The organism is Marinicella meishanensis (assembly GCF_019931145.1).
GTDB lineage: Bacteria > Pseudomonadota > Gammaproteobacteria > Xanthomonadales > Marinicellaceae > Marinicella > Marinicella meishanensis.
On the sequence record NZ_JAIOUV010000006.1, the window covers coordinates 290,967 to 314,392 of the forward strand.

Annotated in this window: 19 protein-coding genes; 6 read left to right on the plus strand and 13 right to left on the minus strand. The window is 52.0% G+C overall.

Annotation, left to right across the window (positions count from 1 at the left end):
* Positions 1-3: 3 nt before the first annotated feature.
* From K7G70_RS12185 to K7G70_RS12220, 8 genes are all read right to left on the minus strand, one after another.
* Positions 4-2,703: a tetratricopeptide repeat protein gene (locus K7G70_RS12185; RefSeq protein ID WP_223788928.1), complete on the minus strand. Its 2,700-nt coding sequence runs from the start codon at positions 2,701-2,703 to the stop codon at positions 4-6.
* On the minus strand, positions 2,700-3,206 hold the full coding sequence (locus K7G70_RS12190; RefSeq protein WP_223788929.1) for an ECF-type sigma factor: 507 nt from the start codon (positions 3,204-3,206) through the stop codon (positions 2,700-2,702). Before K7G70_RS12190 ends, K7G70_RS12185 begins: the two co-directional genes overlap by 4 nt.
* A 108-nt stretch (positions 3,207-3,314) precedes the next feature.
* Positions 3,315-5,141 (minus strand): excinuclease ABC subunit UvrC, encoded by a 1,827-nt coding sequence (gene uvrC, locus K7G70_RS12195; protein ID WP_223788930.1) that lies wholly within the window; start codon positions 5,139-5,141, stop codon positions 3,315-3,317.
* A gap of 9 nt (positions 5,142-5,150) precedes the next feature.
* Positions 5,151-5,579 (minus strand): molybdenum cofactor biosynthesis protein MoaE, encoded by a 429-nt coding sequence (locus K7G70_RS12200; protein ID WP_223788931.1) that lies wholly within the window; start codon positions 5,577-5,579, stop codon positions 5,151-5,153.
* A complete protein-coding gene (locus tag K7G70_RS12205) occupies positions 5,580-5,840 on the minus strand; it encodes a MoaD/ThiS family protein (protein WP_223788932.1) in 261 nt (86 codons plus the stop codon).
* A complete protein-coding gene (gene moaC / locus K7G70_RS12210; protein ID WP_223788933.1) occupies positions 5,837-6,316 on the minus strand; it encodes a cyclic pyranopterin monophosphate synthase MoaC in 480 nt (159 codons plus the stop codon). Before moaC ends, K7G70_RS12205 begins: the two co-directional genes overlap by 4 nt.
* A gap of 7 nt (positions 6,317-6,323) precedes the next feature.
* Positions 6,324-7,334 carry a GTP 3',8-cyclase MoaA gene (gene moaA / locus K7G70_RS12215; RefSeq protein ID WP_223788934.1) on the minus strand — a complete coding sequence of 337 codons (1,011 nt, stop codon included), beginning with the start codon at positions 7,332-7,334 and terminating at the stop codon, positions 6,324-6,326.
* The gene (locus K7G70_RS12220; protein ID WP_223788935.1) at positions 7,331-8,032 is read right to left on the minus strand and encodes a 3-deoxy-D-manno-octulosonic acid kinase; all 702 of its coding nucleotides are present in this window, start codon (positions 8,030-8,032) and stop codon (positions 7,331-7,333) included. The genes moaA and K7G70_RS12220 overlap by 4 nt, the downstream gene beginning before the upstream one ends.
* Before the next feature lie 50 nt (positions 8,033-8,082).
* Between K7G70_RS12220 and K7G70_RS12225 the strand changes: the two genes are divergently transcribed.
* Together K7G70_RS12225 and K7G70_RS12230 are read left to right on the plus strand one after the other, a co-directional pair.
* Positions 8,083-9,135 carry a glycosyltransferase family 9 protein gene (locus tag K7G70_RS12225; protein ID WP_223788936.1) on the plus strand — a complete coding sequence of 351 codons (1,053 nt, stop codon included), beginning with the start codon at positions 8,083-8,085 and terminating at the stop codon, positions 9,133-9,135.
* Positions 9,136-9,175: 40 nt separating this feature from the next.
* On the plus strand, positions 9,176-9,514 hold the full coding sequence (locus K7G70_RS12230; protein WP_223788937.1) for a hypothetical protein: 339 nt from the start codon (positions 9,176-9,178) through the stop codon (positions 9,512-9,514).
* Here K7G70_RS12230 and K7G70_RS12235 read toward each other — a convergent pair.
* Positions 9,498-9,923 (minus strand): Slp family lipoprotein, encoded by a 426-nt coding sequence (locus K7G70_RS12235; RefSeq protein WP_223788938.1) that lies wholly within the window; start codon positions 9,921-9,923, stop codon positions 9,498-9,500. The genes K7G70_RS12230 and K7G70_RS12235 overlap by 17 nt on opposite strands.
* A gap of 90 nt (positions 9,924-10,013) precedes the next feature.
* Entirely contained in the window at positions 10,014-10,271 is a 258-nt protein-coding gene (locus K7G70_RS12240) for a hypothetical protein (RefSeq protein WP_223788939.1), read from the minus strand.
* A 127-nt stretch (positions 10,272-10,398) separates the two neighbouring features.
* On the opposite strand from K7G70_RS12240, the gene recQ reads away from it, so the two are divergent.
* The 4 genes from recQ (at position 10,399) to K7G70_RS12260 (ending at position 16,315) form a co-directional block, all read left to right on the plus strand.
* Complete coding sequence (recQ, locus tag K7G70_RS12245; RefSeq protein WP_223788940.1) at positions 10,399-12,513, plus strand: DNA helicase RecQ; 2,115 nt, start codon at positions 10,399-10,401, stop codon at positions 12,511-12,513.
* Positions 12,510-13,472, plus strand: a complete 963-nt coding sequence (locus K7G70_RS12250) for a DUF1835 domain-containing protein (RefSeq protein ID WP_223788941.1) — start codon at positions 12,510-12,512, stop codon at positions 13,470-13,472. Before recQ ends, K7G70_RS12250 begins: the two co-directional genes overlap by 4 nt.
* Positions 13,469-13,921: an SRPBCC family protein gene (locus tag K7G70_RS12255; protein WP_223788942.1), complete on the plus strand. Its 453-nt coding sequence runs from the start codon at positions 13,469-13,471 to the stop codon at positions 13,919-13,921. Before K7G70_RS12250 ends, K7G70_RS12255 begins: the two co-directional genes overlap by 4 nt.
* A gap of 207 nt (positions 13,922-14,128) precedes the next feature.
* The gene (locus K7G70_RS12260) at positions 14,129-16,315 is read left to right on the plus strand and encodes a diguanylate cyclase (protein WP_223788943.1); all 2,187 of its coding nucleotides are present in this window, start codon (positions 14,129-14,131) and stop codon (positions 16,313-16,315) included.
* A 29-nt stretch (positions 16,316-16,344) separates the two neighbouring features.
* Here K7G70_RS12260 and K7G70_RS12265 read toward each other — a convergent pair whose 3' ends face one another.
* From K7G70_RS12265 to K7G70_RS12275, 3 genes are all read right to left on the minus strand, one after another.
* Positions 16,345-17,322, minus strand: a complete 978-nt coding sequence (locus K7G70_RS12265) for a DUF1207 domain-containing protein (RefSeq protein WP_223788944.1) — start codon at positions 17,320-17,322, stop codon at positions 16,345-16,347.
* Between the two features lie 85 nt (positions 17,323-17,407).
* Positions 17,408-20,071 carry an aconitate hydratase AcnA gene (gene acnA / locus K7G70_RS12270; protein ID WP_223788945.1) on the minus strand — a complete coding sequence of 888 codons (2,664 nt, stop codon included), beginning with the start codon at positions 20,069-20,071 and terminating at the stop codon, positions 17,408-17,410.
* A 211-nt stretch (positions 20,072-20,282) separates the two neighbouring features.
* Positions 20,283-23,123 carry a bifunctional aconitate hydratase 2/2-methylisocitrate dehydratase gene (locus tag K7G70_RS12275; protein ID WP_223788946.1) on the minus strand — a complete coding sequence of 947 codons (2,841 nt, stop codon included), beginning with the start codon at positions 23,121-23,123 and terminating at the stop codon, positions 20,283-20,285.
* Between the last annotated feature and the right edge of the window lie 303 nt (positions 23,124-23,426).

Genomic DNA, 23,426 nt, shown 5'->3' on the forward strand with positions numbered 1-23,426 from the left:
GCATCAGAGCGCGCTGATCTTTTGCAGCAATGTGAGGCATTTTTGTGTGAGGAAATTGGCCAGGCCTTTTTTCTCTTGCAAGATGTCACAAGCCTGTTGGGTCAGGGTTTGATCGGATTGTTGGTCGATGAATTGCACCATCGCTTGGGCATACATCACCTCACCCAACAACCAATGCCTCGGCGGCAATTTCTGCTGGCGAATGGCTAGGGCTTGTTGAATCAAGTCCCGGCCTTCGGCCATGGCCCCCAGGGCCACTTTGGCCCGCCCCAAGCCCAAATAGCTGTAGGACAAGTACAAATGACCCTCGGGTAACGCGTTTTGTCTGATCTGCAATGACTTTTCGAGGAAGTCATGGGCGGCTTGAAACTCATTCAACTCCAACAGGGTGTTGGCCATGTTGGTGTACACCGAGGCGGTTTGCGGGTGCGTTTCACCCCGGGTGGTGATGATGGGGTCCTTAATCGACTGGTAAATCGCCAGGGCTTCGGCAAATTCACTGTTTTCATGGTGCACCATGGCCAGATTATTCCAGGCGTCATTGATCCGCATGTGGCCGGGCTCCAAGGTTTGCTGCCTGACTGCCAATGCTTGTTGTAAAAAGGGCAGTGCTTCATGCGGTTTACCGGCATCATTCAACAACAGCCCCAGGTTGGTCAGTGACTGGGCTTGATCCGGATGGGGTGCGGTGAAGATGCCTTGGCGCAGTTCAATGGCCTGACGGAAGTATTGTTCACCTTGATCCAGGTTGCCTTGCAAGTAATGGGCCAAACCTAAATTGTTGATGTTGGTGGCGTAGTCGTTGTCCAATATTGGACCAGGGCGGTCACCCCAAGCGGATTCTCTGATGGCCTTGGTTTGTGACAACAAGGCTTGCACTTGTTCGTATTTGCCTTGCCGGAAATAAACCGCTGTCAGGTCGTTGAGGCTCTCGGCATAGCGGATGTCATTTGCACCATGGATGGCCTCGTGCAAATGGGTGGCTTGTAGGCCGAGTTGTTCCGCTGCGGCCAAATCACCTTGCAACATTTTGACCCGGCTGAGTTTGCTTTGCGTGGCGGCCAATTCAGCGCCGTGCTGATCGGGCTGTTGTTGAAACACGGCCAATGCTTGCAGCAGCCAGGCCTCAGCTTGGTCAAAATGGGCCTGCAGGCGTTCATTTTCTCCCAACAGCATCATGCTTTTGGCCATTGCGAAGACATCCTTTTCTGGCAACTGTGAACGGATTTCATGGGCGTCTTCCAACACGCTCTGGGCTTGCTGGTAATTGCCCAAATTCTGATAAGTGACAGCGATCTCTTCCAGCAAATCGGCTTCCACTGCCGAGGGTTGTTGGAAGGTGCCGCGAATGCGTTCCAAGCCGATGTCGAGCACTTCAGTGGCGCTGACTTCCTTGCCGGGAATTCGATTGGGGTCAGCCACCTGAAACACATCCACCAACAAGTCTTTCACCGTCACCGCTTTGTCGCGTTCGGCTGACAATGCTTGGTTGTGGCGGTTGGTCATGACCGTCAAGGCGGCCAACAGGGCCGCCACAGTGAACGTGAAAGACAACAACAGTTTGTGGCGTTTGGCATAGGTCAGCAGCCGGTACGGGATGCTGGGGTGTCGCGCACTGACACCATAACCAGTGGCATATTTGTGCAAGTCATCGGCCATGGCCGCTGCTGTTTGGTAGCGATCTGCCGGTAATGGTTGTAGGGCCTTGGCCAAGATCCATTGTAAATCAGACTGACAGCGCCGCCGCACCGCTGCCACGCTGGCTTGACACTGCTGGGCCACCCGTTTTTGTTCCGCGTCAGACAGGCTGCGCCAGTGATCGGACAACAGGGGCCATTGATGCCCCGCTTTATCAACCTGTTGGGGGGCTTTGAGGGTTAACAATTCAAACAACAGTTGGCCCAACTGATGGATGTCGGTGCTGGTGATGATTTTCTGTCGTTGTTCGTGCTCAGGGGTTTGGTAATCAATCGAATAACCTTTGATGTCATCCTGGTGCTGGTGCATGATGCGGGCAATGCCAAAATCCAGCAGTTTCACCTCGCCTGAGTCACTGACCAAGATGTTGGAAGGCTTGATATCGCCATGAATCACCAGATGTTGGTGGGCGTATTGGATGGCTTTGAGCACGTCCTGGAACAAGCCCAAGCGGGCATCGATGGGCAGTCGGTGTTGCGCGGCATAGGCCGCAATGTGTTGACCGTTGACCAATTCCATCACAAAATACGACTGGCCACTGTCGGTCACCCCGGAATCATACAACTGCACGATGTTGGGGTGCACCAAACTGGCCAAGATTTCCTTTTCGTGTGCAAACAGCGCCAGGTTGTGATCCAGTTGCAAGTCAATGGGCATCATTTTGATGATGACTTCACGCTCAAATTCACCATCGGCCCGGCGGGCCAGGAAAATGCTGCCCATGCCGCCTTGCTTGATGATGTTTTGGATTTGGTATTGACCGACTTGAAAATCACGAAAACAGTGGTCCTCAATTTCATTCAACTGAGCCCCTGAGATGGAGTCTTCCAAGCCAGTGAAATAAGCTTCAGAGGCCAGGGCAGTGGCCAACAAGGCATGCACTTCATCGGCCATGCTTGGGTCACCCTGACTGGCTTGATCGATGAATGCCGCTTGTTCTGACGCTGGTAACTCCAAGGCCGCCAAGAACACCTCATGGGCTGGGTTGTTGGATGCTTGGTTCATGTTGACAGGCGTTGAAACAACAAGGTTTTGGCCAGGGTCCAGTCGCGTTTGGCGGTGGCCAAGGATAGGCCCATGACCTCGGCCGTTTCGGCCATGGTCAGCCCCCCAAAAAAGCGGCAGGTGACGGTGTCGGCCAGGCGTTTGTTGTCTTGCTCCAGGCCCACCAGGGCTTCTTCCAGGGCCAAAATTTCTTGGCTGCGACTGGCCGAAACCAAATCCACCTGTTCCAGGGACAGTTCCTGACTGAATTCCCCGCGTTTTTTGGCGCTCCAAATGCGGGCGTTGTCGATGATGATGTTGCGCATGGCCACCGAAGTCAGGTAAAACAATTCCTTTTCATTGGCCACCTCGGTGTTGTTTTTGACCAGATTCAAATAAGCTTCATGGACGATGCTGCGGGTGCCCAAACTGTGTTTGCTGTAGACCCGACTGCGCTGAACCCGCGCCAACCGTTTGAGGTCTTCGTAGATGGCGGGCAACAAACTGTCCAAGTCTTGGGTCATGGCGCAAGGTCAATCATCAGATGTGCAAATCAATTTCTCTTGCTTCATTATAAAATCAGCGGGGCGGGGTTTGTCACCCATTTTTTGCGCTCTGGAGGGTTTGTTGGCTTATTGGGCCGTTGGGTGCAGGAAATCGTAGATGGTTTGGGCCATGGTGTGACTGATGCCGGTCACTTTGGTGATGTCTTCCAAGCTGGCTTTGTTCAAGCCCTGCAAGCCACCGAAGTGTTTCAACAATTGATTGCGGCGTTTTTCGCCCACCCCGGGGATGTCTTCCAGGGTCGAAGTGGTGCGGGACTTTTTGTAGGCTTTGCGGTGCGATTTGATGGCAAAGCGGTGGGCTTCATCGCGAATGAATTGAATCATCAGCGACAACAAACCGTGGCTTTCGGGTTTGATGTATTGTTTGGTTTCGGGTAAGTAAATGCGTTCTTCGCCGGCCGTGCGGTGATCGTCTTTGGTCACCCCAATCACCTGGATGTCCTCAATTTCGTGCTCCGCGAGGATGGCCAAGGCTTGATTGACTTGGCCTTTGCCGCCATCGATGACGAACACATTGGGGTGTCCCAAGTCGCTTTTTTTGATGCTGGCCAAGCGTTTGGTGATGACCTGGCGCATGGCGGCGTAGTCATCCGCAGCGGTGATGTTCTCCATGATGTATTGGCGGTATTGTTTTTTCACCGCACCATTGTCATCAAACACCACGCACGAGGCGCGGGTGTGTTCGCCCATTTGGTGGCTGATGTCAAAACACTCAACCCGTTGGGGCGGGTCCGCAAAACCCAGCTCTTGTTGCCACATGGCCCATTTGTTGTGCCAGGTTTGGTATTTGCTGGCTTTGACGGCCAAGGCGTTGCGCATGTTCTCTTCAGCTTGTTGCAGCAACTTCAAACGATTGCCCCGGGGTTTGGCGGTGACGAACAGCTTTTTGCCTTTGATCGCCGAAAGCAGTTCAGCCAAGTCTGCTTTGTCGGTCGGTTCGGTGTTGCACAGCACCGCATCGGCGGTGATTTGGTCGCCGTAATACAAGCCCATGAAGGCCGCCAAAAATTCATCCAACGGGGTGTCTTTTGGGGTGGTGGGAAAGTGGTTGCGGTAGCCCATGAATTGACCGTTTCTGACCGTGCCAACGGTGGCGATGTAGAGTTTGGCTTGGTGGCCCACAGCAATCAGGTCGAAATTGTCATCCGGCTGCAATTCCACGGTTTGCCGTGACTGAATCATGCGGATGGCTTTGATTTGATCCCGGTAGCGTGCGGCTTCCTCGTAATGTTGGGCCGTGGCGGCTTGCTCCATGCGGTGCATCAGGGAATCCACCACCTGGTTGGATTTGCCTTCAATGAAGTCAAAGGTGTATTGCAGTTGTTGTTGGTACTCAGCCGGCGTCACATAACCCACACACGGCGCCGTGCAGCGATTGATTTGGTGTTGTAAACAAGGTCTGGAGCGGTTGTGAAAGGTGCTGTTGTTGCATTGTCGGACTTGAAAAACTTTTTGCAGGAAATCCAAGGAGTTCCTGACATAAGCGGCAGACGGGAACGGGCCAAAATACCGACCCTGGCTTTGTTTCTTGCCGCGCCTGAACTCCAACAAGGGGTATTCATCTTCGCCAATTGAACAGTAAATATAGGGGTAGCTTTTGCCGTCTTTGAGCAACACGTTGTAACGTGGGTTGTGCTGTTTGATCAGTTGGTTTTCCAGCAGCAAGGCTTCGGCTTCTGAGCGGGTGATGTGAAAGGCCATGTGATCAATGGCCGCCACCAGTGCCATGGTTTTGTTGTCCTTGGCTTTGCCGGTGAAGTAACTGGCCACCCGGTTTTTCAGCACCCGGGCTTTGCCCACATAAATCACCTCATCATCGGCGTCGAACATTTGATAGACGCCTGGCGACTTGGGCAAGGTCTTGACGAATTTTTGGTGGTCAAAGGAGGGCATCAAACAGGGTTACAGGTTGGCTTCAACCCAGCCAGAATCGCCGTTTTTGTAATGCTCTTTTTTCCAAATGGGCACCTGCGCTTTGGTTTGATTCAAAATGAATTCACAGGCCGCAAAAGCAGCCTGACGGTGATCGGCCGAAACCCCTACCCAGATGGCCATGTCGCCGATTTGCAATTGACCCACCCGGTGGCAACAAACCGCGGCATTGATATCAAATTGCTGCATCGCCTGATCGATGATTTGCTGACCCACTTGTTGGGCCAGTTTTTCATGGGCTTCATAGTGCAGTTCGGTGACTGCAGCGGTTTCATCCTGGGCGGTTTTGTTGTGGTTCCTGACCCAGCCTTCAAAATTGACAAAGCCGCCACTGCGGGGATTTTTGACCTGGGCTTTGAGTGCTTGCGCGTCGATGGGTTGCTCGCTGAGGGTAAACATTCAACCCCCGGAGGCCGGTGGCAAGAAGCCGATCACATCACCGGCTTGAAAACCGGCATCCCATTCGACGAACGTGTCGTTGATGATGGGGCGTATCTGTTGTTGCTGTGGGGCGTTGGGCTGTTGCGCACGCAAGGCTTGATACAGTTGCTGCACATTTGTGGGTACACCAGGTTCCAAACGGTGCTCGATGGTTTGGGCCGCAAAGGTGTCTTTCAACTGGCCATACAATTCAATGGTGATGGTTGTTGCTGAGTTCATGTTTTTTTGTGGTCGGTTTTGCCGCCGGTTTTTTCGAGTAATTGGGTGGGGCCGATGATGATGTCGTGGCTCAGGGCTTTGCACATGTCGTAAACCGTCAGGGCCGCCACACTGGCCCCGGTCAAGGCCTCCATCTCCACCCCGGTTTTGGCCAATACTTGGCAGCGGCATTGAATCAGCAAGTGCTTGGCGGCATCGACTTGAATTTCAATGTCGCATTTTTCCAGGGGCAATGGGTGACAAAAAGGAATCAAGTCATGGGTCTTTTTCGCGGCCATCACACCGGCGATGATGGCGGTGTGAAACACCGGTCCTTTCTTGCTTTGGATGTCACCATCCAACAAGGCGTCTTGCACGGCAGGTGGCAATTGCACCCGGGTTTGGGCCACGGCGGTGCGAACAGTGGCAGTTTTGCCGCTGACATCCACCATGGTGGGGTTGTTTTGGGCATCAATGTGACTCAGGTCTTGGGTCATGGGTGGGTCATCCTCCGATCATGAACATTTCAATTTTGCCCTTGTTGGATGGGCGTTGCTGTGACCGCTGGGCTGAATATTGGTCTTGCCGCTGTTGCCAGATTTCAGTGAGGCGCTGCAACAAAAGGTCTGGTTGTTCAATCACTGCTTTGATGTCGTGACCCTGGTGGGCGAACAAACAGGTGTAAATCTCGCCTTGGGTGCTCAAGCGGGCGCGGTTGCAGTCGTGACAGAATGGCTGACTGATGGATGAAATCAGCCCAAACTCACCACCACCGTCATTGAAGCGAAAGCGATTGGCCACTTCACCTTTGACTTGCGGTGGCAGTGACTCAAATGGCCAATGGGCCGCCACCATTTGTTGCATGTGTTGACTGGACAGCACTTGATCGGGTTGCCATTGATTGATGGTGCCCACATCCATGTATTCGATGAATCGAACCACCACGCCGGTGTCGCGAAAATGCGCCAACATCGGTACGATTTGGTGTTCATTGGTGTTTTTCTGAATCACGCAATTCACTTTGACTTGTTTGAGCCCGGAATCGACACAGCGTTGGATGGCGTTGAGGACTTGTGTCACTGGGTATTGGGTACCGGTGATGGCTGCAAACAATTCTGGATCCAAGGCGTCCAAAGAAACCGTGATGCGGTCCAAGCCGGCGGTCACCAAATCGTCCAGCACCGGGTCCAGCAAGCCGGCATTGGTGGTCAACGCCACTTCCTCAATGCCCTTGACTTGCTTGATCCGGTGTACCAATGCCGGCACATTTTTCCGCAGCAAAGGTTCACCACCGGTCAAGCGGATTTTGCTGACACCCAATTGAGCAAAGGCGGCAACCACCGCCGTGATCTGCTCGTCATTGAGGTGCTTTTCTGGTTGACTTTGTTGGCGCATCACAGCCACATGTTCGGCGGGCAAACAATAATGACAACGAAACTGGCAGCGATCGGTCAGTGAGATGCGCAAATCCTTAACCGGGCGCTGTAATTGATCGACAACCGGATACTGACTCATGTCTGATAACCTTTGAGTAAAGCTTGCCAGGCTGCAGACAGTGCTTTTTCAGAACTTTGGCCGCTCACCTTTTCAATGGAACGTTGCAACCGTTGCAGGTTGCTTTGTTGCCAACTTGAATGGGGTGATTTCTGCATGCCTTTGTCAAAATCAATCAAATGAATCTTCTCTCCATCCATCAAGATGTTGTGGGCATTGAGGTCGGAGTGGTAAATGCCCTGTTGGTGGTACTGGGCAATCAATTGGCCAATGTGTTGCCATTGGTCCAAAGGCAAGTCGTCGTCAGCCAATATTTGCGCCAGTGTGTGTTTATGAGGGATGTAGGACATGATCAAATCATTGCGGTAAAACAGTCCCTTTTTGACCACCCGAGCGGCCATGGGTTGTGGGCTGGGTAACCCCAGCGCTTGAATCTCAGCCAACAATTGAAACTCCCGGTATGCCCGTGTGTGCTTGATGCCGGTCCACAGGTACTGGTCTTGATTGAGTTTGGCATACAAACCGCCCCTGAAATAGTGCCTGAGAATCCATTTGCCCCATTCAGATTTGATGATCCAGGCCGCGCCGCGACCTGAACTGGCACCCAGTAAACGGCCTTGGTTCATCCAGTATTTTTGGGTGAACCACTGGTCTTCAACCTCGTCTTTCAGGGCGGGATCACAGATGATCCAGCGGTTGTTTTTTCGGTTAATGTGCAAGTTCAGTGGTCAGTCGATGATAGAATGCATTATTTTAAATGATTTGATTGATGACAACAAACCAGAGCCCCATTCCGGCGTCCATTTGTTTGTTCCGATTGTCGGCCATTGGTGATGTGACGCACGTCATACCGGTGGTCAAAACTTTGCAAAAAAAATTTCCCGGCTGCCCCATCACCTGGGTAATAGGCCGGTTGGAGCATCGCTTGTTGTCCGGTTTGCCTGGGGTTGAATTCATCGAGTTTGATAAAAAACAAGGTTGGCGGGGCATTCAAGCCTTGCGACAACAACTCAAAGGCCGGCGGTTTGATGTGCTGTTGCACATGCAGTTGTCTTTCAGGGCCAATGTGGTGGCTCGCTTCATTGCCGCCAAGCGCCGCATCGGCTTTGATCGACAGCGGGCCAAAGAAATGCATTCCTGGGTGATCAATGAACGCATTCCCCACCTGCCTGATTGCCATGTGTTGGATGGTTTCATGCAATTTGCCAGCCATTTGGGGTGTCAAGAAAAAGTCATGAATTGGGACTTGCCCATGAGCGAAGCCGATCAACAATTCGCCCATCAATTGATCAAACCTGGGGTTAAGAATGTGGTCATCAGCCCCTGTTCCAGCCACCCATTGCGCAATTGGTCGGTGGCCAAATACGCGGCTTTGGTTGACCAGATCATTGAACGCCATGGCGCACATGTGATCCTCACCGGCAGCCCAGCCCCCAAGGAGCTGGCATTGGTGGCCGAGATTGAGCAAAGCACGGAGCGGGCGGTCACCAACATCGCCGGCCAAGACACCTTGAAGCAACTGTGGTGTTTGTTACAACAGGCGGATTTGGTCATTTCACCCGATTCTGGCCCATTGCACATGGCTGGCTGTGTCGGCACCCCAGTGATTGGTTTGTTGGCCGCCAGTAATTTCCGGCGATCGGGCTCTTACCAATACCCAGAGCTGACCGTGGACAAATACCCAGAAGCCTGCGAGAAGTTCCTGGGTCAAACTGTGATGCAGGTTAAATGGGGTACCAAAACCGAGTTTCCAGGGGCCATGGATTTGATTGAAGTGGCCCATGTGCTGCCTGTGGTGCAACAGGTGCTGCAGTCAAACTGACCTCTGGCACAGGCTTCTGCCTGCTGGTTGAGTTACCATCATGGATGTGGACTTACAAATTGATTACCGTCAATATCAGGATCAGCAATTAATTGATGCTTTGGCAGCCGTGGACGATGAACAACATCCTGAGCAGGCCATGACCATTTATCGGATATTATTGGAGCGGCATAAGTGGCATCACTCTACCGTAGATGCCAAGCGTTTGGGCTACAGCAACGGCTGGTTTTTAGATATGATTCATCAAGGATGGTTGCAAATGTTTTACTTGGGCAACTTATTGGATGAATTGTACATGGAAAATCACGCCATGGCAGAAAAGCTAGAACGCCTGAATGCACAGCTCAGTGCTGAAGACATGCTCACCAAATGTAAATGACCTGGGCATCAACCAACGGATAGTTGTAGCTCATGTCATCGATTTTTTTCTCCACCAAACGCTTCACTGGGCCGGTCACGGTCACGGGTTTTTTCAGCAGACTGCTCGGTTCCAAAAAGGTGGGTTTACACGCCAGGAAACGCCCTTGGTCCACGCGAATGCGTTTGGAGGGTCGTGCCACTTGATCGGGTACCTTGGCGACGATGGTCAAACAACTGTGCTCTTTGCTGTTTTCCACATCCACCACAAAACCGGTCCAACGCACCATCAGGTCCGCAACCGGTTGCTTTTGGTAGTTGAGGGGGCTGATTTCGCTGAATTGACCACGCAACGGTTTGGGTGGTTGCATGCAGGCTGACAAGGCCAAGCCCAAGCCCAAGGTGATGATTAATTTGCTGCCTGTATTCATGTTCAATCTCGGTGTCACAATGGCTTCATTATCGGTCATCAACTTGAACGCCAACTGAATCAAGCGCTTCTATTACCGGTCTGGTTAGATTCAGGCAAACAACAAACCATACATGGCCACCATGGTGCCGGTGAAACAGGCCACCAAACAACAAAAGCCAAAAAATTCGATGATGAAAGCCCGGAGGTGCTGCCACAAAGTGACCTCACGGCAAGTGAAATGCAACACACTCCACAACAAAGCACAGCCCAACATGGGCAGCGCCACCCAACTGGGTACCGATAACAACAAAAAGCAGCCGCCAATCAGCAGCACAGTGGTCAAGATGGGTTGTTTGGCTTGGGTCATGTCGGGTCTCCTGTTTGATTTCCACCCATTACAGCAAAGGCCATTCGCAAAACTTGAGAATCGACGGGAATAAAAACAAAAAACACGGGAGTTGTGCATGGATGTTTCATGGTTTAAAATCAATAAGATGTGTGCAGCTAAAAATATACTGAAAGAGGTTTTTGGGTACGATCAGTATCGGCACCAGCAAGAGGACATCGTGGGGACCTTAATCGCTGGTAAAGACGCCTTGGTGTTGATGCCAACCGGTGGCGGGAAATCACTGTGTTATCAGATTCCGGCGATGGCCAGAGCGGGGGTCGGGGTGGTGGTTTCGCCCTTGATTGCATTGATGCAAGACCAGGTGGATGCCTTACAACAGTTGGGCGTGAGTGCCGCCTACATCAATTCCACCTTGTCGGCAGCCGAAGTGGCGGCGGTCATGCAACAGGCCACAGCCGGTCAATTGGATTTGTTGTATTTGTCACCGGAGCGGTTGTTGGGTGAAGAAACCCAAGAATTCCTGAAACAGATCGAGGTGGCCTTGTTTGCGATTGATGAAGCCCATTGTGTGTCGCAATGGGGCCATGACTTCCGCAAAGAGTACCAACAACTGTCGGTGCTGCACGAAAACTTTCCCAACGTCCCCAGAATTGCTTTGACGGCCACCGCGGACGAAAAGGTTCGGGCTGAGATCGTCACCCAGTTGCAGTTGGATGGCGCTGAAATTTTCATCTCCAGCTTTGACCGACCCAACATCACCTACGCCATTGAAGAACAAGACAACGGCAAACAACAACTGTGGCGTTTCATCAATGAAAACCACCCCAATGATGCGGGCATCGTTTACTGCCTGTCGCGCCGCAAAGTGGAGTCGGTGGCTGAGTTTCTGTCGGGCAAAGGCCGCAAAGCCTTGCCCTACCATGCCGGTTTGTCGAACAAAATCAGAGAGCAGAATCAAAGTCAGTTTTTGATGGAAGACGGGGTTATCATCGTGGCCACCATTGCTTTTGGTATGGGGATTGATAAGCCCGATGTGCGCTTTGTGGCGCATTTCAGCATGCCCAAAAACATTGAATCTTATTATCAAGAAACCGGCCGCGCCGGGCGCGATGGTCAGCCGGCCAATGCCTGGATGGCCTACAACTACAAAGATGTGGTCATGCAGCGGCAGTTCATTCGGGATTCAGACGCCGGGGATGAACACAAAAATGTGCTGCACAACAAACTGGACTCCTTGGTTGATTTGTGCGAGCAGTTGGATTGTCGCCGCCAAACCTTGTTGCGGTATTTCAATGAAAACCTCGAAAAACCTTGTGGTAGCTGCGACAACTGTCTGAATCCGCCCGAAAAAATTGATGCCTCCAAAGAAGCCCAAATGGCCTTGTCTGCCATCTACCGCACCGGCCAGCAGTTCGGCATCATGTATTTGATTGATGTGTTGCTGGGGTCCGGCAACGATGAACGGGTGAAAAAATTGAAGCACCATGAGTTGAACGTGTTTGGTTTGGGCAAAGACCACGTCAAAACCTGGTGGCGCCGCTTGTATCGTCAACTGATCAGTCAAGGTTACATCGATGTGGACGCCGAATACGGCTCTTTGAAATTGGCTGAAAAAGCCAAATCCATCCTTCAGGGTGATGAATCATTTTATTTGCGGGATGTGGTCAAGGCTAAGAACAAGTCGAAGCGCAGCGAAGAAGTGGATTTGGGCCGCCATGACACCGTGTTGTGGAACGCCTTGAAAAAGTTGCGCATGGACCTGGCCACCGATCAGGGTGTGCCACCTTATGTCATTTTCAGTGATGCATCGCTGCTGGAAATGGTCAGAAAACGCCCGGTGGAAGGCGAGAAATTCATGTACATTTCCGGGGTGGGGGAATACAAACTGGCCAAATACGGGGCCGATTTTATTCAAGTGATCAAAGACAACCCCTTGCCAGACAAGTTGGACAACCGCTTGGAAGATGACGTGAATGTCTCACTGGATCATTTTTTGGAGCATCAATCGGTGGACAAAGTCGCTGAAGTCTTGGATTTGAACGTCAACACCGTCTACATGCACCTGTCCAAAGCCATTGCCGTGGGCTTGGTTGACAAAAAGGACGTCACCGGCTTGACCGATGGTGACATCGATTACATCATTCAAATGGCAGAAATGTCAGGATACCTGGAAGAGAAAAAGCTCAAACCCGTTTATGACGCCTTGGATGGCATGTATGATTATGGCACGCTGCGCTGCGTGCTGGCTGAATTGGAGTGAACGACGCCGTCCTGCACATCACCAATGGTGACAGCGCGGTGGGCGGTTTACAAGCAGCGGGTTTTACCGGTGTGTTTCTGCCCATTCGCGATGCCTTGCACGAAGGACCGCTGCAATGGGAAGATGATTTTCTGTCTGATCATTCTGTGCGCAATCAATACATCTTGGCCGAGCAATGGGCCCCCGTTGATACGGTTGCAAAGTACACCAAAGAACGGCGCCAAGTGCTGGGTGATTTGACGCCTTATGAAGTCATCTACTTGTGGTTTGAACATGATTTGTATGACCAATTGCAATTGTTGTGGGTGTTGCACTTTTTGCAGCAACAACAGTTCGATCCGGCCCGGGTTCAGCTGATTGTCACTGACTTGTTTTTGGGTTCTGCCTATACCGATGAACTGGTGGAATTGACGCGGTTTCATGAACAGGCAACCGAGCGGCATTATGCCTTGGCCAGTGCCTGTTGGCAGCGACTCACAGGGTCAGATCCCATGGCTTGGTTGCCCATGATTGATCAAGCCAATGAATTGTTGCCTTTCGTGCCGGCGGCCATCGAACGTTTCTGTCAGGAGTTCCCCAGTGTGGACAATGGCTTGGGTTTTACGGCCCACCAGGCGCTGCATTTGATCATGGACGGTGAACTGCCAGGTCATGTTTTTCACCAGTTGAATCAGGCTGAAACGGCGCCTTATTTGGGTGACACTTTGTTTTTTAAACTGTTGGAAAAACTGATGTCTGGCCCGCATCCTTTGTGCCACCAAGCGGCCCACGATGGGCCTGAGTTGGACTTGACTCAACCGCTGATGGTGACTGAGTTGGGCCGACGTGTTCGCAGCCGAGAGGCCCACTACCTGGATTGGGTCAAACCAAATCTTTGGCTGGGTGGGGTGCACCTCAAGCCAGGCAACATCTGGTGTTATGATCAAGCACAACAAACTTTCAGCAGGAGGGTCTCATGAAATACCAAACCAGCATCACCGTGGCGGTGCCATTGAACCGCTTTGTCGAGTTATTGGACAATCCAGAAAACATGCGGCATTGGCAACGCGGCTTACAGTCTTATGAACTGTTACAGGGCGATCCTGGCACGGAAGGTGCCACCATGCGTTTGGATTATTTGCACGGTAAAAAAGCCATGTCGTTGGTGGAAACCATCACCAAAAATAACCTACCGCATGAATTTTCTGCCACCTACGAATGCCCAGGGGTCTGGAACCACGTGATCAATCGGTTTCATGAAAATGCCCAAGGGCAGACGGTGTGGGAAGCTGACAATGTATTCAAATTCACCGGCATGATGCGCCTCATGTCTTGGTTCATGCCCACGTCCATGTTCAAAAAACAGTCTTGCCAGTATTTGGCCGATTTCAAAGCCTTTGCCGAAGGTGGTCGCCCCTTGGCTGATTGAATGACCTGACTTGAATTCAAGCCACCACCATGGCAGGATTGAATTTGTTATTTAAATGACAAATTTTTGCTGCTTTGACCACCAGCGGCGTTCAAACCCCTTTTTTCTGGGCAATCTGGCCAGTTTTTCCTGCTATTTGTTCAATTGTTTCACAACGGTGGATGTTGTCGGATATATTGAATTGGTGTGTGAGATTAATTTTTCCAAATGCAACTGACTGGCATAAGCAAAGACGTGTTATTGATCGTGATTGGTGGTTTAACCGCGGCCATCATCAACATGTTTCGTCTGCCGTTGTTTTTTGAAGCCGAATTTGTGTTTGGTCCGGCCTTGGTGTTGTTGATAGCGATTTTTCGCGGCCCCATTGTCGGTTTGTTGACCAGCATGATTGCTTCGTCCACCTTGGTGTGGGCCTGGGGCAGTTACTGGGCCACCTTGACCTTTGGCATGGAAGCGCTGTTTGTCGGTCTGATCTGCTATTACCGGCGGTGGAATGTGATCTTGGTGGTGATGGCGTATTGGTTATTCATAGGTATGCCAGTGTCCTGGTATTCGATTGCCCAGTATGAACTGTTTTTAGACACCCACCGCACCGCCATCCTCATCAAACAACTGACCAATGCCATCGTCTATGCCCACATCACCGCGCTGTTGATCTACGTGCCCTTGTTGAAAAAGTTTTTGAGTCGCAGCGGCCAATTCAAAACCCTGTCCATCAAGGACCAGTCCTCGCACATCATTGCGTCGTTGTTGATCACCGTGGGCATTTTGTTCTTTTTCTTTAACCTCAATCAGAACATCAAAAACAACGGCGAAAAATTCAGCCAGAGCCATGATCAAAAGCATGAAAAACTGGTGTCTCAATTGCAGCTGATTTTTGAACAAAAATTAACGGCCATGACTGAGTTGCGGTCTACCTTGAGCTATGTGTGGGATGATCCATCAATGCGTCAAGATGCTTTGTCAACGTTCAACGAACGATACCCCGAATTCATGACCATGGTGATCGCGGATCAGACCGGTAACCTGTTACACTCATCGCCACCCGAACTGGTGCGCAATGTGTTGCTGCAAAATGAACAAATTTACGTCGGTGACCGGGCTTATTTCATTGCAGCGATGGAACAAGATGCGGTGTATGTGTCACCCGGTTTCATCGGCCGCGGTTTTGGTTCAGACATCATCACCGCAGTGAGCATCGGGGTGCCCGATACAGACCCTGACCAACCCCGTCTGGGGGTGGTGGAAGGCTCCTTTATCCTGTATTCGCTGAAATCGGTACAGCGATTTCTTGACAACATCGATGCCTCGGTTGAAGCCACCTTGCTGGACCAAACGGGTCAGGTGTTGATGGCTTCATCCAGCATGAATTTGGAGCCTTTGGAATCACTGACATTCAGCAAAGGCGTGGACCGTTTTTATGACCATGAATTGGTTCATGTGTTTCGTGGCAATGGGCATCAAATGCCATCGGTATACTCTAAGAATGAACATCAATTGCCGTGGGGTTGGCGCTTGATCACCATACAGGATGAGGCCAAATTTGCTGGCGTGATTGAACAAATTTTGATCATCTTTGCCTTCACCATTGTGTTGGTGGTGCTGGTCTCCAAATTGTTGGCTTGGTCCATTGCCCATTCTTGGTCTTACTACATGCAACGCTTGAATGACATGATTGAGCAAGGAGCCGATTTCAGCGCCGACATGACTGAGTTTGAGCAGAATGAATATTTGCCAGAAGAAATCAGTAATTTGTATCAGGAAATCAAACTCAGTCGACAAAAAATTCTGCGCATGAATCAAGAGCTGCAAAACACCATTGCTGAGCGCACCGAAAAGTTACAGGTGGCCAATGCCAAGCTCAATGTCATGGCCCAGGAAGATGAATTGACCCAATTGAACAACCGCCGGGTGTTCAACACGGTTTTGACTGAGTTGTATGCGGAATGTCAAAAGGCTTTGTTGCCGATGTCGATGCTGATCATAGACATCGACCACTTCAAAAAAGTCAATGACACCTATGGGCACCCGGCCGGCGATGCCGTACTGCATCAATTGGCTGAGGTTTTGACCCAGTTTGATCATGGGGCGGTGCAGTGTCTGGCCCGCATTGGGGGTGAGGAATTCTGTTTTTTGCTGAAAGGGACTTTACCAGAACAAGCCAAAAATTTGGCGGAAAGAATCAGGCAGCAAGTGGGCGCCACTGAATTCAAAGCCGGTGCGGATAAAAGCATAGAAATCACGGTTTCAGTGGGTCTGGCCACCATCAATCCCACCAAATTCACCTCAGCCAAGTTGTATCAATTGGCTGACACGGCCTTGTACGAAGCGAAAAACTCTGGCCGCAATCAGGTCAAAGAGGTGGACTATTTAACCGACCCAAGCCTGCGTTGACTAAACCACTGAGGGCTGCCAGGCCCCAATCAGCGCCAATTGCTGAGCAGGGTCAAGCCCATGAAAGTGAGGTCTTCGGTATAGAATTGACCATAGGGTGAGTGGCCGTCCTGATATTCCAGCAACACTTGAAACGGCGTTTGCGTCCATTGTTGAATTTCCACCCCCAGGCGGGTGTTGATGTTGATGGCTGAGTCGTAAGCCCCCCAAGAGTGCAGATCCACCGCCCAAACGGGCTTGAGGTTGTGCCAGAGCGCGCCTTGCCATTGCCAACCCAATTGCCACATGTCTTTGGCCAAATTGCCGGGTTCAGACCGGGTGATGAAACCCAGGCCACCATAAATATCCCAGTTGCCTAAGGGCTTGTGAGCAGTCCATCGCACCACCTCATATGACAAATTGAGTCGATCGGTCAGGTAGTTGGGGTTGTCAATGATGAATTCATCGCCCAAATGGGTGCTGCGGTGGCTGTAACTGAAACGCCAGTTCCAGGTGTCCAACGACTGCACCAACTCACCCCCAATGGTGAAATCGGTGTTGATCAAGGCACCGCCGCGGTTGTTGCGGGTGTCCAATTCATCGACATCGAACTGTGAGCGGATTTGGCCATACACATTGAACGTCAAGGAATGGTCATCTGACCACCGGAAATCTTTAACCGATTGACGAATGCCGGCACCGAATAAAAACGCATTGAAGTCATCGCCCAAGAAATCCAGGCGGCCATAACTGAGGTATAAATTGGGTTCGTTCAAATCAGCCAACAAGGCCGGAAAGTGGTTGTTGGTCGGTGCGGCTTGCGGCTCGGGCTGATCGCTGTTGGCTGTATCTTCTGACAGACCAATGCGGTCGTAACAAGCCAAACGCTGGGCATCATCGGAGATTGTGCGACAAGCTTTCAGCTCGCCGGTTTGGGCCATGGTTTGGGGTGCCATGAACAGCAAAAAAAGCAGGGTGGATGTGGCGGTTTTCATGGGGTGTCGTTGATTGGGTTGATTGGTTTTCATGATAGCACAAGCCAAGCCCAGTAGGGTCAGCTTGACGGTGGCTGACCCTGTAAGGCTGTGCTGGCGATGTCGGTGCGGTGATGCTTCAGGAGGCCAGGTTGCGCAACACGTAATGCAAAATCCCACCGTGGCGGCAATATTCCACCTCTTTCGGGGTGTCAATGCGCACATCCACTTCAAATGACACCGAGGTGCCGTCATGGCGGTGGGCGGTGACCCGGGCGGTTTTGCTGGCGCCATTTTGCAGTCCACTGACGTCGTACACTTCGGTCCCGGTCAAGCCATGGCTGTCGGCACTTTCACCGGCTTTGAATTGCAGCGGAATGACGCCCATGCCCACCAAGTTGGAGCGGTGGATGCGTTCATAACTTTGCACCAGGACGGCTTTGACGCCCAACAGGTTGGTGCCCTTGGCGGCCCAGTCACGCGATGAACCGGTGCCATATTCGGTGCCACCAATGACCAGCAAGGGCACGCCCTCTGCTTGATACTGCATGGCGGCATGGAAAATGCTCATTTCCTCATCGGAGGGCTGGTGTCGGGTCCAGCCACCTTCGGTGCCGGGTGCCAGCTGGTTGCGCAAGCGGATGTTGGCAAACGTGCCACGCATCATCACTTCATGGTTACCCCGGCGCGAGCCGTAGGAATTGAAATTGGCTTTGTCCACCCCTTTGCTTTTGAGGTATTCACCGGCGGGTGAATCTTCGGCGATGGCGCCGGCTGGGGAGATGTGGTCGGTGGTCACTGAGTCACCCAGCTTGGCCAACACCCGGGCTCCGGTGATGTTGTCGATGGTGCCCACATCCATGGTCATGCCAGCGAAGTAGGGTGGGTTTTTGATGTAGGTTGAATCGGCTTGCCAGTCAAACAGTTTTGAGGGGTTGGTTTTGACCGCCTCCCAATTGGCATCGCCTTCAAATATGCCTTCATAACCTTGGGCGAAACTGTTTTGGTTGACATTGCTTTGGATGGTGTCAGCAATTTCGTGATCGCTGGGCCAAATGTCTTTGAGGTACACCGGGTTGCCGTCTGGGTCATCACCCAAGGAATCATTGTATAAATCAAAATTCATGGTACCGGCAATGGCATAGGCCACCACCAGCGGCGGTGAGGCCAGAAAGTTCATTTGGATGTCGGCGTGGATGCGGCCTTCAAAATTGCGGTTACCCGACAACACCGAAGTGGCGATCAAATCATGCCCATTGATGGCCTGGGACAAGGCCGGGTCCAACGGCCCTGAATTACCAATGCAGGTGGTACAACCAAAGCCGACCACATTGAATCCCAGGGCTTCCAAATCATCCATCAAGCCAGCAGAATTCAAATAATGAGACACCACTTTGGAGCCTGGGGCCAAAGAAGTTTTGACCCAGGGTTTGACCTCCAAGCCTTTCGCCGCGGCATTGCGTGCCAACAAACCTGCGCCCAGCATCACCGCTGGATTGGAGGTGTTGGTACACGAAGTGATGGCGGCCACCGCGATGTCGCCGTCGGTGAATGAATAGTCGCCTTTGGCGGCACTCACGGGCACTGACTTGGGCGCTCTGCCGTTTTCAAATTCGTTGAAATGTTTGTTGTAGGTTGCTTTGGCCTCGGTAAGCACAATCCGGTCTTGTGGCCGTTTGGGGCCAGAAATGCTCGGCACCACATCGCCCATGTCCAGTTCCAGCACCGCGGTGTAAGAAGCATCTTGGCTGTGCTCATCGTGGAACAGGCCTTGGGCTTTGGTATAGGCTTCAACCAAATTGACTTGATCTTCAGTGCGACCGGTCAAGCGCAGATAACGCAGGGATTCCTGGTCCACTGGGAAAATGCCGCAAGTGGCGCCATATTCAGGCGCCATGTTGGCGATGGTGGCCCGATCGGCCAACGGCAAATGTTGTAAGCCGGCGCCAAAGAATTCCACGAATTTACCGACCACGCCGTGCTCACGCAACATATCCACCACGGTCAACACCAAGTCGGTGGCGGTCACGCCTTCTTGCAGCTTACCGGTCAACTTGAAGCCGACCACTTGCGGAATCAGCATGGAAATGGCTTGGCCCAGCATCGCCGCTTCGGCTTCGATGCCGCCCACACCCCAGCCCAACACGCCGATGCCATTGATCATGGTGGTGTGTGAATCGGTACCGACCACGGTATCGGGGTAGGCCATCAGTTCGCCCCGTTGCTCGGCGCCAAAAATCACCCGCGCCAGGTATTCCAGATTGACCTGATGCACAATGCCATTGCCTGGTGGCACCACAGAAAAATTGTCAAAAGCACTTTGTCCCCATTTCAAAAAACCATAGCGCTCCATGTTGCGCCGGAATTCAATTTGGGTGTTCAAATCAGCGGCATCATGGGTGCCATATTTGTCCACTTGGATGGAGTGGTCAATCACCAATTCGGCTGGTGACAGCGGATTGATTTTTTCGACGTCACCACCGAGCATTTTCATGGCATCGCGCATGGCGGCCAAATCAACCACAGCGGGTACCCCGGTGAAATCTTGTAGCACCACCCGCGATGGGGTGAAGGCGATCTCGGTGGCCGGTTCGGCTTGGGGGTCCCATTGACACAAGGCCTCAATGTCTGACAAAGTCACGTCAACGCCATCCTCATGGCGCAACAGGTTTTCCAGCAGGATTTTTAAACTGAATGGTAAATGGCTGATGTCATGGCTGGCGGCCAATTTTTTCAGGCTGAAGTATTTGTAGGTCTGGTTGTTACACGCCAACACATCGGCGGTTTTTAGTGTATCACTCATTGAAGCACCCTTGTTGATTGGTTCAATTGATCATTGAACGTGGATCTGATTTCTTATGCTTTTATTATCGCATCATTGCCGTGAAATTAACAGGCAAGATGTATACGGGTCAGCAGTAAAAATAGAAGCAATGAGGGGGTGGCAGGCTGGTCGTTGGGTGCCCGAGTGCAGGCACCCAACGAATTGTTCAGCCAGTCATTTCAACCGCGGTTTATCCAACCACGTCAGGCAGTGGATTGGCTTTGGCGGCTTGGCGGTTGCGCAAAAAAGCCAGGTTGCCCGGACGGGTGTTGAGTTGTTGCGTGGGTGGCGCAAACTGGGTCAAATTGATCCCGGCCACAGCGGCTTTGTATTCTTCAATGGTGGGGGTTCTGCCCAGCACGGTTGACAGCACCACCACCGGCGTGGAAGCCAGCAGCGATTCTCCTTTCTTCTCCGCGGAGTCTTCCACCACACGGCCTTGGAACAAACGGGTGGAGGTGGCCATGACCGTGTCACCCTTGGCCGCTTTTTCTTGATTGCCCATGCACAAGTTACAGCCAGGTCGCTCCAAATACATCATGTTTTCATAAGCAGTCCGGGCCTGTTGTTTGGGGGCCGCATCATCAAACACAAAGCCTGAGTATTTTTGCAATATCTCCCAATCACCTTCGGCTTTCAACTCATCAACGATGTTGTAAGTGGGCGGCGCCACCACCAAGGGGGCTTGGAACGTCACGGCACCGTGGGCCGCTTCCAAATTGCGGAACATTTGCACCATGATTTTCAAATCGCCTTTGTGCACCATACAAGAGCCAACAAAGCCCAAATCAACGGCTTTGTTGCCACCATAGTAGGACAGTTCACGAATGGTGTCGTGGGTGTATCGCTTGGAAATGTCGGCATTGTTGACATCGGGGTCGGCAATCATGGGCTCATCAATGGCATCCAAATCCACCACCATTTCTGCGTGGTATTGGGCATTGTCATCAGGCATCAGTGCGGGGTTTTCACCGGAGCGGATGTCGGCGATGCGTTGGTTGGCCTTGTCAATCAAACCTTGCAACACCTGGGCTTGATTGTCCATGCCTTTGTCGATCATGATTTGGATGCGGCTTTTGGCAATTTCCAAAGACTCAATCAAGGTATCGTCTTGGGAAATACAAATCGAGGCTTTGGCTTTCATTTCAGCGGTCCAATCAGTGAAAGTGAACGCTTGGTCTGCCGCCAAGGTGCCGATGTGCACTTCGATGACCCGACCCTGGAACACATTCTCACCGAATTTTTTCAACATTTGGGCTTGGGTGGCATGCACCACATCGCGGAAGTCCATGTGGTCCAGCAAGTCACCTTTGAAGGTGACTTTGACCGACTCTGGAATGGGCATGGTGGCTTCACCGGTGGCCAACGCCAGGGCAACCGTGCCTGAATCGGCGCCAAAAGCCACCCCTTTGGACATGCGGGTGTGGGAATCGCCACCGATGATGATGGCCCATTCATCGACGGTGATGTCGTTCAACACTTTGTGAATCACGTCGGTCATGGCGTGGTATTTTCCTTTCGGATCGCGGGCTGTGATCAAGCCAAACTGATTCATGAAGTTCATCAGTTTGGGGATGTTCTTCTGGGCTTTGTGATCCCAGACCGAGGCGGTGTGACATCCCGATTGGTAAGCGCCATCAACGGTGGGTGAAATCACTGTGGCAGCCATGGCTTCCAGTTCTTGAGAAGTCATCAAACCGGTGGTGTCTTGTGAACCAACAATGTTGACCTTGACGCGCACATCTGATCCCGCATGCAAGGCTTCGTTGGTGCCCACGCCCACGGCATTTTTGTTGAAGATTTTTTCCACCGCGGTCAGGCCTTGGCCTGCATGGGTGATTTCTTTGGATGGGGCAAACACCTGGGGTTTGTCGATCCCCAGCAGGTCCGCTGCAAAACTTTGCAATTTTTTCCCGAACACGATGGCATATGAGCCACCGGCGCGGATGAATTCCAGTTTTTGTGGGGTGAGGGCCGCGGCAATGTCGACCAGGGCTTGCTCGCCTTGATACAGGGTTTTGTCCTGGGTGTTGATGGTCAGCACCGTGCCAGTGGCCACAGAATAGGCTTGTTCCAACACCGGCTCACCTTGCTGGTCAAGCACCGGGTTGCCATCGGCGTCTTGTCTTTTGACCCAGTTTTTCAAATCCAAGCCAATGCCACCGGTGACGTCAACGGTGGTCAGGAATATGGGGGAGATGCCATTGGTGCCAGCCACGATGGGCGCGATGTTGACAAAGGGCACATATGGACTGGCTTGTTGGCCGGTCCACAAGGCGACATTGTTGACCCCTGACATGCGAGAGGAACCAACACCCATGGTGCCTTTCTCAGCGATCAGCATCACGCGTTTGTCCGGGTGTTGTTCTTGCAAAGCCACAATTTCTGCTTGGGCCGCCGGTGAGATCATGCTTTTGCCATGTAATTCGCGATCGGAACGGGAGTGGGCCTGGTTGCCCGGCGACAGCAAGTCGGTCGAGATGTCGCCTTCGGCAGCCACATAGGTCACCACCTCAATGGTCTCAGCCACCGGCGGCAATTGAGTGAAGAATTCCGCTTGCGCATAACTGTTCAATACTGCGGTGGCCATGGGATTGCCCGCTTGGTGGGCCGCGGCCAAGCGATCGGTGTCTGCTTCATACAAGAACACTTGGGTTTTCAGCACGTCGGCAGCGGTTTGCGCGATGGCTGGGTCATCACCCAAGGTCAAATCAATCAAGACCGCCACTGATGGGCCGCCTTTCATGTGTGACAACAACTCAAATGCGAATTCAACCGTGATTTCAGGGACCTCAGTCTGGCCCAAGATGATGGCCTTTAAAAAGGCCGCCTTTTCTTTGGCTGCAGCGGTGGTGCCAGGTAAGGTGTTATGAATGAAAAATTCCAGCGACTGGGCTCGGTGGGGGTGGTTTTGGTCTTTGATCTGATTGATGATTTCTGCCAACAGGTCGGCGTTGTCAATGGGTAAGGGATGCAATCCTTGTTGTTGGCGGACTTCGATGTCTGCTAAGTATTCGTTGTATCGGCTCATTTCGACCCCTGAAAAAAGCGACATATTATAACGAATGTTGTCGCATAAGTTAACCAGGTCTGGTGTGATGTGACCACCGACTGCAACCAGCAAGACCAGCCATTGCGCCCTGACCAGGGCAAATTGAAAAGCTTTTTCAAACAAACGTTTGAAAAAACGGTCAGTCTGTGTTATTTTAATTTGCGATCGCGTTTTTGGACACCATGGTGATACAGACCCCAGAGGTCACACGACAACAATCAAGCCACCGGTGTGAATGCAAAATGCATTACGTGGGGACGTTTACAACGGCGATCGATTAAC